Source organism: Vibrio sp. 10N.222.54.E6, from assembly GCF_041473955.1.
GTDB lineage: Bacteria > Pseudomonadota > Gammaproteobacteria > Enterobacterales > Vibrionaceae > Vibrio > Vibrio tasmaniensis_A.
The window spans coordinates 21,039-32,998 of sequence record NZ_JBFRTD010000023.1 but is presented as its reverse complement, the minus strand read 5'-3'; the positions used below and the strand labels follow the sequence as shown (position 1 = coordinate 32,998).

Genomic DNA, 11,960 nt, shown 5'->3' with positions numbered 1-11,960 from the left:
ATACATCTTTAATATTATGACCTTAATGAGTTACTTAAATACAATCAAAGAGAGCATAATTATGAGCTGTTGTGGCGGATGTGGTGGTTCAAACCACGAAGAAAAAGCAAATGAAGCTGAACAAAAAAAACAAGCAGAGCAGCAAGATACTAAGCAAGAAAACGCTTAATTAGATCTGCACTCAAGCCAAATTTAAAAATCCAGAGACTTCGATGAAGCCTCTGGATTTTTTTATCGTTATGTATTCACAATGAGAACCTGAAGAAACCTAGGGCACTATTCCAATAAACATCCCCCAATTCTTCAAGTTACTTGGTCATGCATTGGTGGCGTAGGTCTACATGTTTATTGGCAGGGATGTTTTGTTGCAACAGTGACGTCGAATTTCGATAGGTTTTAAAGGTAAAGAGTCAGTTACCTATGCTATATGTTTAAATACAACAGAGCGGTAATAGGCTTGAAGTTGCCGTGATAAACAGGTTTAAGTCAGATTCCGATAGTTAAGGACTTTGACTGGTTGACTAACTGACTCTTAGATTCGATTAACTTTACGCTAGATGCAAAAAAGCCGCTGATTTCTCAGCGGCTTTCTTAAATGTGGTGGAGGGATAGGGATTTGAACCCTAGAACCGCTATTAACGGTTGCCGGTTTTCAAGACCGGTGCTTTCGACCACTCAGCCATCCCTCCAGTGGCGTGAATAATATAAGGGGCAGAGGGTCTTGTAAACCCTTAATTTTCATAATTTTGTTTTGTTGCTTGTTTTCTAATCATTCACGGCAATAAAAAAGGGAAGCCATTGGCTTCCCTTTTCTTTTTGATGATCATTTAGTCATTTTTGGTATAGAACCGCTGTAACTCAGTAAGGCCTTGCATCAACACTGGCAAGCGAGGGCTTACATCTTTCAGACGTTTGTAATTCTGATCGTACAATTTGTAGTTACCAAACTTATCTAACACCGTTGTTTGTTGGTCAGTAACAAGAGCAAGTTCACGTGAGTCTCCTGCAAGAATCCATTTTCTTCTACGCTCATCAAACAGGCTACGTCCACTACTAAAATCTGTAGGGTTCGAAGATACACCTAATAGCTCTTGCATTAGCGTGACTGACACATCTAGGTGACTAGAACGGTGAGTATATTCAGATGCTGACTTACCTGGCCATTTGATGAACAGAGGCACTTGTAGTTGGTAACGACTGTAATTGGAGTTTGCGCCCCAACTGTTGGTTTTCGTCTCGTTAAATTCAGTACCGTGGTTAGAGGTAATGATAACCACTGTGTTGTCTTGAAGATCTAGGCGCTCCAACTCTGCGTAGATTTTCGTTAACTGAACATCAGCCGCTTGAGTCGATTTTTGGTAATCTGCAGTAAAACGTTCAGCGGTAGTCAACGTCACATCTGTTTCGTAACTAGAGAAGTTATCGAGCGTTGTTAGCTCAATAAAGTTAAACCAAGGGCTTTTTGCTTGTGGTGATTGAACCCATTCAGACCAAGCTTGTATTGCGCTTTGGTCATCATCTGTTGCTTGCTCTGGGAGCGCATCACGGCCTCGGAAGATGACTTCCGGGTAAAGGGCGTCGTCAAAGTCATCACCGCTAAAAGCGGCAAGTGTATAATTGTGATGATCTAGCACATCGAGCAGTACTGCGCTCGAACCTTGTGCTTTGATGCTGCTTGCGTAGCTGCTAGGAAGGCCATAGAACAATCCGAAAATACCAAACATGTCGTTACTTGAACTGTAGTGATTGGTGAAGTTGATCGATTGTTGTGCATAGGCATAGCTGCTTGGCATCGCAGTGCTATTGAGTGCATCAGCGCGAAGATTATTCACACTCACAAGTAGAATATTAAGATCAGCACTGCGGCGGTTGTATTGAATTTTTTCTAGCGGGTAGCTAACTAAGTTTACGTTCTCTTGGTTCGCTTCTAAACGCTGCAAATACTCTTCACGGTCTAATAGACCATGCTTTTCCATAAAGCTTTTTGCTGTCATAGGATAAGACAGTGGGAAATTCGCTTTCTGGCTTGTAATTGGGTTGTAGAAATACGCATCAGCCCACATGTAGGTCAAGTGGCTGCTGATGAAACACAAGAAGAAGACGGCAGTAATAGGACGGCCAATGTGTTTATGAGACAGTTTACGTTGCTTACGCCAAACCCACTCAGACAGACCTAGCTGCAATAAGAAGATTAGTGGCATTACAATGAAGAGGTGCTGCAAATCAGAAGTGAGTGCAGACTCCTCTCCACTGAATAAAACCTCCCACACGACAGGTGTCAGGTGGAGGTTTATATTTTGATACGTTTGGGTATCAATCAGTAGGACAGTTAAACCTATGGTTGCGAAGATAACGGCAACCAAACGTAATAACTTCCTCGACGGAAGAATAAAAGTGAGTGGGAACAGCACTAATAGATAGAGCGCGAACACCAAAAATCCAAAATGACCAACCCATGATGCAGCCAAATAGAATTGACCCAATAGGGTTTCCGGCCAAGCAGATTGAGTAATATAACGAGTACCAATCAACATCGCAGCAATGATGTTGAAAAATGCAAACCAGTGGCCCCAACCTACCAGTCGAGATACACGATCGCTATATGAGTTTGCGCTGTCTACCATTTATAATTCTTTTTCCGTCAATCAAACTTAGTGAGACTTTTTATCTTCAAGAGAAGAAATTAAAGCTTCGGCAAATTTTTCAGCAATTCCTTTGCGTTGTGAAGCAGCAACGTTCTGATTTAAGACATTGGTTGCGATATTTCCAGCGATCATCAATGAAAGCTCAGGTGAAGCTTTGTGCTTAGTCAGTACAGCACCTACTTCAGCTAGGATTTTTTCAACTTGATCATCTGTGTATTTAGATATAATCGGCATAAGGACTCTAATAATGATAGTAAAAGCGGCTTATGATAACCTACTATGCACAACAACTGAAACCTGAACGGTAATATTTTCGCTATGAGCCTTCACCTTTCCAACGTAATTTTACACCAGCTAAGCAAGAACGATCAGGAAGAGCTGATTGTTAACTATCGTGCTGAATCTCTAGAAAACGATACTGCATCTGAAAACCTAGTCGCTGAACTTCACCGAGTTTTTAATTCAAAAGCAGGTAAAGGATTTGGTTCTTTCAAATCCGACAGCGAATTCCAGCAGTCGTTGCATGAATTTCGAGCTGGAGAACAAAGTTTTTATGATTTCTCTCAAAAAAGTGCGCTACGTCTAAAAGATGAGCTTTCAAAGTATCCTTTTGCTGATGAAGGCACTTTGGTACTGGCTGAATATCAATCACTGGCGACAGACTACCTTTTCATCGGACTACTGCCTTCTAACCAAAGTTTGAAAGTGACCGAAGGGCTAGATATTAGTGCGACGGATTACCTGGATATCTCGAAGATGGATATTGTTGCGCGCCTTGATCTTTCAACATACGACACAGACAAAGAGTCAAACCGTTACCTTACTTATATTAAAGGGCGCGTTGGTCGTAAAGTCGCTGACTTCTTCTTAGACTTCCTTCAAGCAGAAGTAGGCTTGGATGCTAAGCAGCAAAACCAAGTATTGATGCAAGCGGTAGAAGACTTTGTTTCTGACTCTAAGTTAGAGAAAGAGGAAGCGATCAGCTATAAAAAACAAGTTGCGGATTACTGTAACGAACAGCTTAAAGCGGGTGATGAAGTTCAAGTTCGTGAACTTTCTGGAGAATTGCCAGCAAGCACAGATGGTACAAGCTTCTTTGACTATACTAGTGAGCAAGGTTATGAGTTAGAAGACAGCTTCCCAGCAGACCGCGCAACTATGCGTAAACTAACAAAATTTGTTGGTGCTGGTGGCGGTTTGAATGTTAGTTTTGATAGTCTGCTTTTAGGTGAGCGTATCTTCTACGATCCAGAGACAGACACGCTAACCATTAAAGGGACGCCACCGAACTTACGTGATCAACTGACTCGCAATAAGTCATAGTACGAAGTTATTAGGTAGCATGCGACAGCAGGTTGTTGTCGCTTGTTTATGTTTAGCAACATAATGGTTTAGAGTTCGCATGAACAAGGAATATCGATGGAACAATCAGTAGCAAAGCCCAATCGCTTTAAAAGACCCGCAACTTTTTTGGTTGCACTCTTGGCTCTGTGGCTACTTCCTTCACTGGCTCTCCTTAATCTAAGCCGTTCTTACTCTCACTCGCTCGCTCAAATTGAAGAACTCGGTATTCGCGTTAATGAATTGAGGCAATCGCTTTATTTCTCTGAGCCGCTGCGAGTCTCTCGCATTAATGATTTAGCACTCGATGCTCAATTGGTTTATTCGATCCGACTGCAGATAGAATCTGATTTCCAACACGCCTTGTTTCGTCCTGATGTGAACCAACTGCTTTACGTTGCCGATCAATTTTTAGAAAAATTTGATGAATTCATTCCGATAGAAAGTCAGGTGCAAGATATCGTCGATAACATCAAAGTGTTACGCACAGATACACAACTTTCCCCTAAGTTAAAGCCGCTACTCAACGAATTTGGTGTCGTCGTTTTTGAAGCGATGTATTCCGATAACCAAAGTTCATCAGCAACTTATCGCGCCTTTGATTCTATACTTGAAAAATCTTATTCATTAAAATCCGAAGAGCAAGATGCACTCCAACAATTACTGGCTGATGCTTCAGCATTGCTGAGTGATTACGCTCAGCTCAATTATTTAGTCGATAAAATTAAGAAGAATTCAGTAAACGAACAGATCATTAAACTTGAAGCTGAGTTCCATGAACGTCAATACAACCTATTATTGATCATGCTAGGGTTAAGCTTAGTGGCAATGATTGCGTTAGTGTTGTGGAGTGTTAGGTCCCAAAAATCGATGAAAGAAGTAGACCAAGAACTCAGACCGGAACCAGTCATCGATTCAAGTCAGGACGATGCTCTCTCTACTTCCAACAAAGATACGTCTTCTCGTAACAATACGTCTTCTCGTAACGATACTGCTGCTCGCAATAATATTGTTTCTCACAGCGATATTGCTTCTTCCGCGGTGACGCCACCAAGTAATCCCCCATCAGTATTAGATATTACGCCAGCGAGTCAACATTCTGATATCCAACCACAGCAGAGTGTTTGTACGACAAGCCCGCAAGCTATTTCACAAGAACCGATTTTGCAAGAACCTATTCCACAAGTTCCGGTTCAGCAAAACTCTATTCAGCAACCCCCAACTCAGCGAACACCAGAACAAGTGCAAGAGCCAGAGAAGCACATTGCCAGTGTGACGGATTCAAAGCCAGCGATTGATATTGAAGAGATGCTAGAGACTCTTGATGGCGATACCGAGTCTGTTGAATTGTTGCTAGGGGTCTTTGTCGAAGATCACGCAGATGACTATACCAGATTCAAATCTCTGCTCACCAAGGATGAAACCTCTGCTGCTCGCATTGTGCACAGCTTAAAAGGTGTGGCTGGCAGCATCAAAGCGTCTCGGTTAGCGATCATTGCAGCGACTATTGAAATGACAATGAAGCAGTCCAGAGCCATCAGCGAGCACGATTTAGCCGAACTAGAGCTAGCGATAAAAGCCTCTGTAGATTCTGCTCATGACTATTTAAATACCCAACGTTAACTTTTACAGGTTTTTTGACAATACTCTGACGAAGCGCTCATACAATCCGCGCCCTTAGTCTTTGTCAGAGGTTTATATGTCACGAGTTTCGAGTCGAAATTGGATCGTGTTAGGGCTTAGCATTGTGCTAAGTGGTTGTTCTCTTTTGGAAGTTAAGCTAGATAGTCAAACGACGCCTCTTACTCAGCAAGAGTTACAGGCTCGGATCATGACGCGTGAATACGCCAAGATGTTTTTTACACGAGTAGAAGACTCGGCCGATCTCATTGCGCAATCTTACCCTGCTGATGACACCTTACATCAATCTTATGTGTTGCTTTGGAAGATCCATGCTGAGCAGGGCTTACAACAAGCAGCGTACCAAACCTCCCCAATGTCAGCATTAATTGACTCATGGGTTTTCACAGCCCAAATGAATCAGTTTTATAGCCAAGGCGATGGTGCGGATCTGTTCGTGACGGATAATGCGGTAGAGACTGCTCGTTCTCTTGACCAAGAAGCTGAGAAGCTAGCAAAGGGTGTATTGAGCTCAAGTGATTTCAAAAAGAGCAAAGCATTCGTCGCAGAGTTCGCCGCGAGCAATCCTTTTAAAGATCTTACCTTCAGAAGCACACCCGCTTACCGTGAATGGCTAAGTTACCTTGGTAAAGACGAATCTCAAATCGTTCAAAGCCTAGGTACCATGCCGGAGGCGATGGGCGATGCATCAGACCGCTTAAGCCTAATGGCTGACCAAACACCGAAATTGATGACGTGGAAAGCTGAGTTGGTGGCGATGAATAGCTCGCTAACGGGTGAAGACCTATCGATGACGCTGGAAAGCCTTCGTCAAACATCAGCAAGCATGCAGGACTTCATTGAGAATAACCCTGAGTACATGCAAACACTGGCTTCTATTATGTCGACAGAAATGCAGCCTCTGCTCAACGACCTAAGTGATAAGACAGATCAAAAATTGGCGATGCTCACTGAAGAACGTGTAGCCTTAGAAAAAATGGTGACACGAGAGAGAGAAGCTCTGGTCGCGATGATTGCGAAAGAGCGTATTGAAATTGCAGGCATTGTGACTTCTGAAAGGGAACTGTTTACACAAGATCTTGATCGCGTCTCTCAAGAGGTGGTGGTACTCGCTATTGATAAACTGATGGACTTAATCAAAGGTGTGATTATTTACTTCATCCTGTTTATCTTGGTGGTGTTCTTTGCACCGTTAGGCATCGGTTATTGGTTGGGTAAACGAACCGCCAACAAATAAATTCAGTAATTAAGTAGATCAAAAAAGAGCGCTCTAGAGCGCTCTTTTGGCATTTATATCATCAACATTTTTGTGCTTAAGCACTAAAGCCTTAGCTTAAGCTTGTTGCTTGCTCAGTTCAGCGGCTTCTTCAGTTTCAAGCGCTGGTGCTGTTGGTTCACATTTATCAACGAACCAACCCATGTAAGACGTTACGATAGTCACGAGGATACAGATGAAGCTCAACCACATGAACGGAGCGTAAGAGAGCGTTGCGACACCAAGAATACTCGCCATGTAGATACCGTTATCACTCCAAGGAACCATGCCTGAGGTTAACGTGCCACCAAACTCAGCATTACGAGATAGGTTCTTACGTTTGTAGCCCAAACGGTCGTAGTTCTTCGCACAGATTTTTGGCGTAAGGATTAACGATACGTACATCGCAGAACCGAACACGTTACCCATGAAAGCCGTGCCGATCGTGCTTGTTGCTAGAGAGCCTGCGCTATTTACTCGGCGCTCGAACACCTTAGCAATCGTCTCTAATACGCCCACTTTATCCAGTAAGCCACCAAAACCTAAACCAAACACAATTACCGCTACCGAACCAAGCATTGAAGACATGCCGCCACGGTTAAGAATCGAGTCAATAAACTCTACGCCAGAGGAGATAGAGAACGGTGCCCAAGCAGTATTGAATGCCGTTAGGAAATCGATATCTTGGATCATGACTGCCCAGATAATACCTAGCAGAGAACCGAAGCTGATTACCGGGAATGAAGGCATGCGGAAAGCCAACAGACCAAGCACGATCAGTACTGGGACAAATGAGTAAGGCGTGATGTAGAACTGAACTTCCATTGCTTTAATGACAGAATCTACTTGGCTCATGTCAACGTTACCTGCGTAGTGAAAACCAAACGCAGTAAACATGATGCCAGTAATCACGTAGCTGATTAACGCAACTGGCAGCATGCCCTTGATGTGCTCAACCACTTCAACACCAGACATTGAAGAAGCCAGAATCACTGAATCAGAAAGTGGAGACATCTTGTCGCCGAAGTAACAACCTGACAGCACTGCACCTGCAGTAATCGGTGCTGGAACACCTAGGCCTTGGCCAATACCCATCATCGCGATACCTGCTGTACCCGCAGCGCCCCAAGAAGTACCAGTTGCCAATGCGGTTAGAGAACAGATAATCATGGTCGCTAAAAGGAAGATAGAAGGGTGGATAGCTTTCAGACCATAGTAAATGATAGTAGGTACGATCCCGCCTGAGATCCAAGTACCAACAAGAGCGCCAACGGCTAAAAGTATTAAAACCGCGCCTAAGCCATTGGATATTCCTTTGAGTGCCGCTTTTTCTAAGTCTTTGTATTCGTGGCCAAGGCGAATACCGAGAACCATGATAATGAACCAGCCAATATACAAGGCAAGTTGAATTGGAAGGTCAAGCTTTGCAGTAAAGGAAAAAGCAAGGGATAGAAATAATCCTAACGCGATGAATACCTGCAATAGGTTCGGTAGGCGAGTTTTACTCTGCTTCATAAAAGCCTCTTGTGATTTCGAGCATTTATAGTGCTTCGTTATGGTGTGTGGTGCAAAACGGACACTACAGTAATTAGTTTATTATATCGAAAAAATACATCCAAGTTGTGATATTTGACTGCTAACACAGTTAATCATGGTTTCATTATCTGAAATATTGTTAAATTCATGGTTCTTACATGTTGAAACTTGTCGCGCGTTGTTTTCGTTTTGTGAAGTATTATTCTGGATAGTATTGATTAAAAAGAGGGATTTACTGTTTGTGACGCGAGTGGGATTAAGCTGCTTTGGCGATGCAAATGTTTGAATTTGAGGATAATGGGCGTTTTATCAATGAGGTGGATATTAAATGTCGATACAGGGATAACTGCACGATTCATTGCGTTCACTTAAAAGAAACGAAAAAGTTACACTTTTTGACAAAAAGCACTTGAGTTCTGTTTCTGAAAAACTTATAGATGGGGGAGAGCAATTTTTAATTTATACATGGAGAGTGAGCGATGAGAGTAGGTCTAGTTGGTTGGCGCGGTATGGTTGGTTCTGTATTGATGCAACGTATGGTTGAAGAGAAAGATTTCGACTTGATTGAACCTGTTTATTACAGCACGTCTCAGATTGGTATTCCTGCCCCTGTTTTGGGTGGTAAAGATGCGGGTCTACTTCAAGACGCTTTTGATATTGATAGCCTAAAACAGCTTGATGCGGTGATTACCTGTCAAGGCGGAGACTACACCTCAAAAGTATACCCAGCACTGCGTCAAGCAGGTTGGAAAGGCTACTGGATTGATGCGGCTTCTACCTTACGTATGGACGCGGATTCAATCATCACTCTTGATCCTGTTAACTTGGCTCAAATCCAACAAGGTATCCACGGCGGGACTAATACTTTCGTAGGCGGTAACTGTACTGTGAGCTTAATGCTTATGGCTTTGGGTGGTCTATACGAGAAAGGCATGGTTGAGTGGATGAGTGCCATGACTTACCAAGCCGCTTCAGGTGCGGGCGCTAAGAACATGCGTGAACTGATCTCACAAATGGGTGTGATCAACGACAGCGTAAGTTCTGAGTTAGCGAACCCTTCAAGTTCAATTCTTGATCTCGATAAGAAAGTCGCTGATACCATTCGTTCATCTTCATTTCCAACCGATCAGTTCGGTGCTCCGCTTGCGGGCTCACTGATTCCTTGGATCGATGTGAAGCGTGAAAACGGTCAAAGCAAAGAAGAGTGGAAAGCCGGCGTTGAAGCGAACAAGATTCTTGGCCTAGATGGTCAGCCAATCCCAATTGATGGCACTTGTGTACGAATCGGTGCAATGCGTTGTCACGCTCAAGCACTAACGATTAAGCTTAAGCAAGATGTGCCTATGGACGAGATCGAAGAGATCATCGCGACGCACAATGATTGGGTTAAAGTGATTCCTAATGACCGAGACATCACTGCGCAGGAGCTAACACCAGCGAAAGTAACAGGCACAATGTCTGTACCAGTCGGTCGTCTGCGTAAGATGTCGATGGGTAACGATTTCCTGAATGCGTTCACGGTAGGTGACCAACTACTTTGGGGTGCTGCAGAACCACTACGCCGTACTCTGCGCATTATCCTTGCGGAGAAAGCGTAATCGGCAAGATTGCTTAAATTCTATTAGCTGATAAACCGAAAGGGTTGACGATAAACGTCAACCCTTTTTAGTTTATTGATATCTCGTTATTCGGCCCTCGAAACTGCCCTTAAACCTCTTCGCATCTCGAGTCTGCTTTTATTTCTCTTCTGTAATGACACGCTTGTCGGGGTCTGCCAATTCACTCGCACAGTGTTTGCAATACATAGCATCCGAATCATGGCCGGCGCGGTTACAGTTCGGACACTTTACCAACTCTTTGTGCGAGTTCATCTCATTGCTGAGCTCTGCAGTAATAATCCCTGTCGGTACCGCTAAAATAGAGTAACCCAATAGCATGGTCAGAGAAGCGATCGCTTTCCCTAACGCGGTTTGAGGGATCATGTCACCGTAGCCAACCGTCGTAATGGTTACGATTGCCCAATAAATACTGTGGGGAATACTTGTAAAGCCATTTTCTGGCCCTTCAATAACAAAGATAAGCGCGCCGAAGATAACAACTAAGATGCCAACTGTGCTGAAAAAGATCAGTATCTTTCGTCTTGCCATTAAAAGTGAACGTAACAGAATGTTTGAATCTTGCAGGTAGCGAACCAGTTTTAGGATTCGGAAGATACGCATCACACGCAGCAGCCTTACCACACCCATAAATGAAGCGCCTGGGAAGATGATCGCTAAGTAGGTCGGAAGAATCGCCAATAGGTCCACGACACCATAAAAGCTGGTGGCATAAGATTTTGGTTTCGGAGAACAATAGAGCCTTAACAAATACTCAAGAGTGAAGAGAGCAGTAAAAGTGTATTCAATATAACGCAGCTGCTGTGACCATTCGGTCATGACATTAGGGATGGACTCTAAGATCAGAACCAATAGCGAAGCCAAGATTGCAACGATCAGAGAAATATCAAATGCACGTCCGGCTGGCGTGTGAGTACCAAAGATAATGACGTACAAATGATGCTTGAGTGGCTTGCGTGACATAAGGAGAGATTCATCTTTTGTTAAATGCATTAACAGTCATTATACAAGCTTCATAATAACGAGGCGAGTGAAAGCCCAATTGCTTTACTCGCCTCATCTATATTGCAATATTGTTGCCCTTTATAGAGCAACGGATTACCGTTAAACGTTATGCCAAACCTGGGAACAAATTACGTAGGCCATTGGCGATGAACTCGATGCCCAATGCGCCAAGAATCAAGCCCATGATACGCGTGATCACATTGATACCCGTTTGACCTAAAAAGCGAACGATAACTGGTGCTGAACGGAACAAGAGCCAAGAGCAGGTTGCAAACGCGATGATGCTAATGCCAATTCCCACAGTATCAATGGCTGCAGGGTAACGAGATCCGTAAACAATGGTCGAGCTGATTGCCCCGGGGCCCGCCATTAATGGCATCGCAAGAGGAACAACACCGATTTGCTCTTTGCTGATGTATTCAGATTTCTCTTGTTTATTCTGCTTATCTTCACCGAGCTTACCGCTCATCATCGAAAATGCGATGCTCAATAATAGCAAACCACCTGCAACACGAAATGAATCCAGGGAGATGCTAAACATATCAAGCAGCATTTGCCCCGCGACAAGCGACACAATCAGGATAACGGCAACGGCAATATTTGCTTGTAAGGCTGTCCTGTTCCTCTCTTCTGGCGGCATATGTGCAGTAAGGGAAACAAAAACAGGCATGATGCCGATTGGGTTTACGGCAGCAACAAGCCCAAGGAAGAATTGCATAAAAATTGCGAGTTCTAAGCCTTGCATGAGAGCGATCTCCAGTTAGCGAATTTTAAGGTTGAAGGTTTGATTCGGTGAATAGTCTGAGCGCGTAATGTAAGGGACAAATCGGATTTGCACGAATGAAAAAAACTAACCTGAAATAGGGGATTATTTTTAGAAAAACTAATTGAATATCACTTTTGTATTGGCGGTGTTGCGAG

General features: G+C 43.5%; 9 protein-coding genes, 1 tRNA gene and 2 pseudogenes. 6 read left to right on the top strand and 6 right to left on the bottom strand.

Features of this window, described 5'->3' with window-relative positions:
* Window positions 1–25 precede the first annotated feature (25 nt).
* Window positions 26–169 (top strand): hypothetical protein, encoded by a 144-nt coding sequence (locus tag AB4513_RS13750; RefSeq protein ID WP_157044877.1) that lies wholly within the window; start codon window positions 26–28, stop codon window positions 167–169.
* A 429-nt stretch (window positions 170–598) separates the two neighbouring features.
* Here AB4513_RS13750 and AB4513_RS13745 read toward each other — a convergent pair.
* The 3 genes from AB4513_RS13745 to AB4513_RS13735 form a co-directional block, all read right to left on the bottom strand.
* Window positions 599–689: transfer RNA gene (locus AB4513_RS13745), tRNA-Ser, on the bottom strand.
* Window positions 690–827: 138 nt separating this feature from the next.
* Complete coding sequence (locus AB4513_RS13740) at window positions 828–2,624, bottom strand: DUF3413 domain-containing protein (protein ID WP_009848691.1); 1,797 nt, start codon at window positions 2,622–2,624, stop codon at window positions 828–830.
* 27 nt (window positions 2,625–2,651) lie between these two features.
* The gene (locus AB4513_RS13735; RefSeq protein ID WP_004734063.1) at window positions 2,652–2,879 is read right to left on the bottom strand and encodes a YejL family protein; all 228 of its coding nucleotides are present in this window, start codon (window positions 2,877–2,879) and stop codon (window positions 2,652–2,654) included.
* Window positions 2,880–2,963: 84 nt separating this feature from the next.
* On the opposite strand from AB4513_RS13735, the gene yejK reads away from it, so the two are divergent.
* From yejK to AB4513_RS13715, 4 genes and pseudogenes are all read left to right on the top strand, one after another.
* Window positions 2,964–3,968 (top strand): nucleoid-associated protein YejK, encoded by a 1,005-nt coding sequence (gene yejK, locus AB4513_RS13730; RefSeq protein ID WP_009848690.1) that lies wholly within the window; start codon window positions 2,964–2,966, stop codon window positions 3,966–3,968.
* A gap of 96 nt (window positions 3,969–4,064) precedes the next feature.
* Window positions 4,065–4,851, top strand: a pseudogene (locus AB4513_RS13725) (Hpt domain-containing protein); the annotation flags it as partial.
* A 386-nt stretch (window positions 4,852–5,237) separates the two neighbouring features.
* Window positions 5,238–5,609: pseudogene (locus tag AB4513_RS13720) on the top strand (Hpt domain-containing protein); the annotation flags it as partial.
* Between the two features lie 76 nt (window positions 5,610–5,685).
* Window positions 5,686–6,864: a chemotaxis protein gene (locus AB4513_RS13715; RefSeq protein ID WP_102257907.1), complete on the top strand. Its 1,179-nt coding sequence runs from the start codon at window positions 5,686–5,688 to the stop codon at window positions 6,862–6,864.
* 96 nt (window positions 6,865–6,960) lie between these two features.
* Here the strand turns inward: AB4513_RS13715 and nhaC are convergent, their stop codons facing one another.
* On the bottom strand, window positions 6,961–8,397 hold the full coding sequence (nhaC, locus tag AB4513_RS13710; protein ID WP_009848687.1) for a Na+/H+ antiporter NhaC: 1,437 nt from the start codon (window positions 8,395–8,397) through the stop codon (window positions 6,961–6,963).
* 500 nt (window positions 8,398–8,897) lie between these two features.
* On the opposite strand from nhaC, the gene asd reads away from it, so the two are divergent.
* Entirely contained in the window at window positions 8,898–10,016 is a 1,119-nt protein-coding gene (asd, locus tag AB4513_RS13705; protein ID WP_102257906.1) for an aspartate-semialdehyde dehydrogenase, read from the top strand.
* A 138-nt stretch (window positions 10,017–10,154) separates the two neighbouring features.
* Here asd and AB4513_RS13700 read toward each other — a convergent pair whose 3' ends face one another.
* A complete protein-coding gene (locus AB4513_RS13700; protein ID WP_102257969.1) occupies window positions 10,155–10,997 on the bottom strand; it encodes an ion transporter in 843 nt (280 codons plus the stop codon).
* Between the two features lie 148 nt (window positions 10,998–11,145).
* Complete coding sequence (locus AB4513_RS13695; protein WP_004734056.1) at window positions 11,146–11,784, bottom strand: YchE family NAAT transporter; 639 nt, start codon at window positions 11,782–11,784, stop codon at window positions 11,146–11,148.
* Between the last annotated feature and the right edge of the window lie 176 nt (window positions 11,785–11,960).

What these genes read in the sequence shown, in the direction of transcription:
- AB4513_RS13715 (WP_102257907.1), top strand. Translation starts at nt 5,686, where the DNA reads ATGTCACGAGTTTCGAGTCGAAATTGGATCGTGTTAGGGCTTAGCATT.
- AB4513_RS13735 (WP_004734063.1), bottom strand. Translation starts at nt 2,879, where the DNA reads ATGCCGATTATATCTAAATACACAGATGATCAAGTTGAAAAAATCCTA.
- nhaC (WP_009848687.1), bottom strand. Translation starts at nt 8,397, where the DNA reads ATGAAGCAGAGTAAAACTCGCCTACCGAACCTATTGCAGGTATTCATC.
- asd (WP_102257906.1), top strand. Translation starts at nt 8,898, where the DNA reads ATGAGAGTAGGTCTAGTTGGTTGGCGCGGTATGGTTGGTTCTGTATTG.
- AB4513_RS13740 (WP_009848691.1), bottom strand. Translation starts at nt 2,624, where the DNA reads ATGGTAGACAGCGCAAACTCATATAGCGATCGTGTATCTCGACTGGTA.
- AB4513_RS13750 (WP_157044877.1), top strand. Translation starts at nt 26, where the DNA reads ATGAGTTACTTAAATACAATCAAAGAGAGCATAATTATGAGCTGTTGT.
- AB4513_RS13700 (WP_102257969.1), bottom strand. Translation starts at nt 10,997, where the DNA reads ATGTCACGCAAGCCACTCAAGCATCATTTGTACGTCATTATCTTTGGT.
- yejK (WP_009848690.1), top strand. Translation starts at nt 2,964, where the DNA reads ATGAGCCTTCACCTTTCCAACGTAATTTTACACCAGCTAAGCAAGAAC.
- AB4513_RS13695 (WP_004734056.1), bottom strand. Translation starts at nt 11,784, where the DNA reads ATGCAAGGCTTAGAACTCGCAATTTTTATGCAATTCTTCCTTGGGCTT.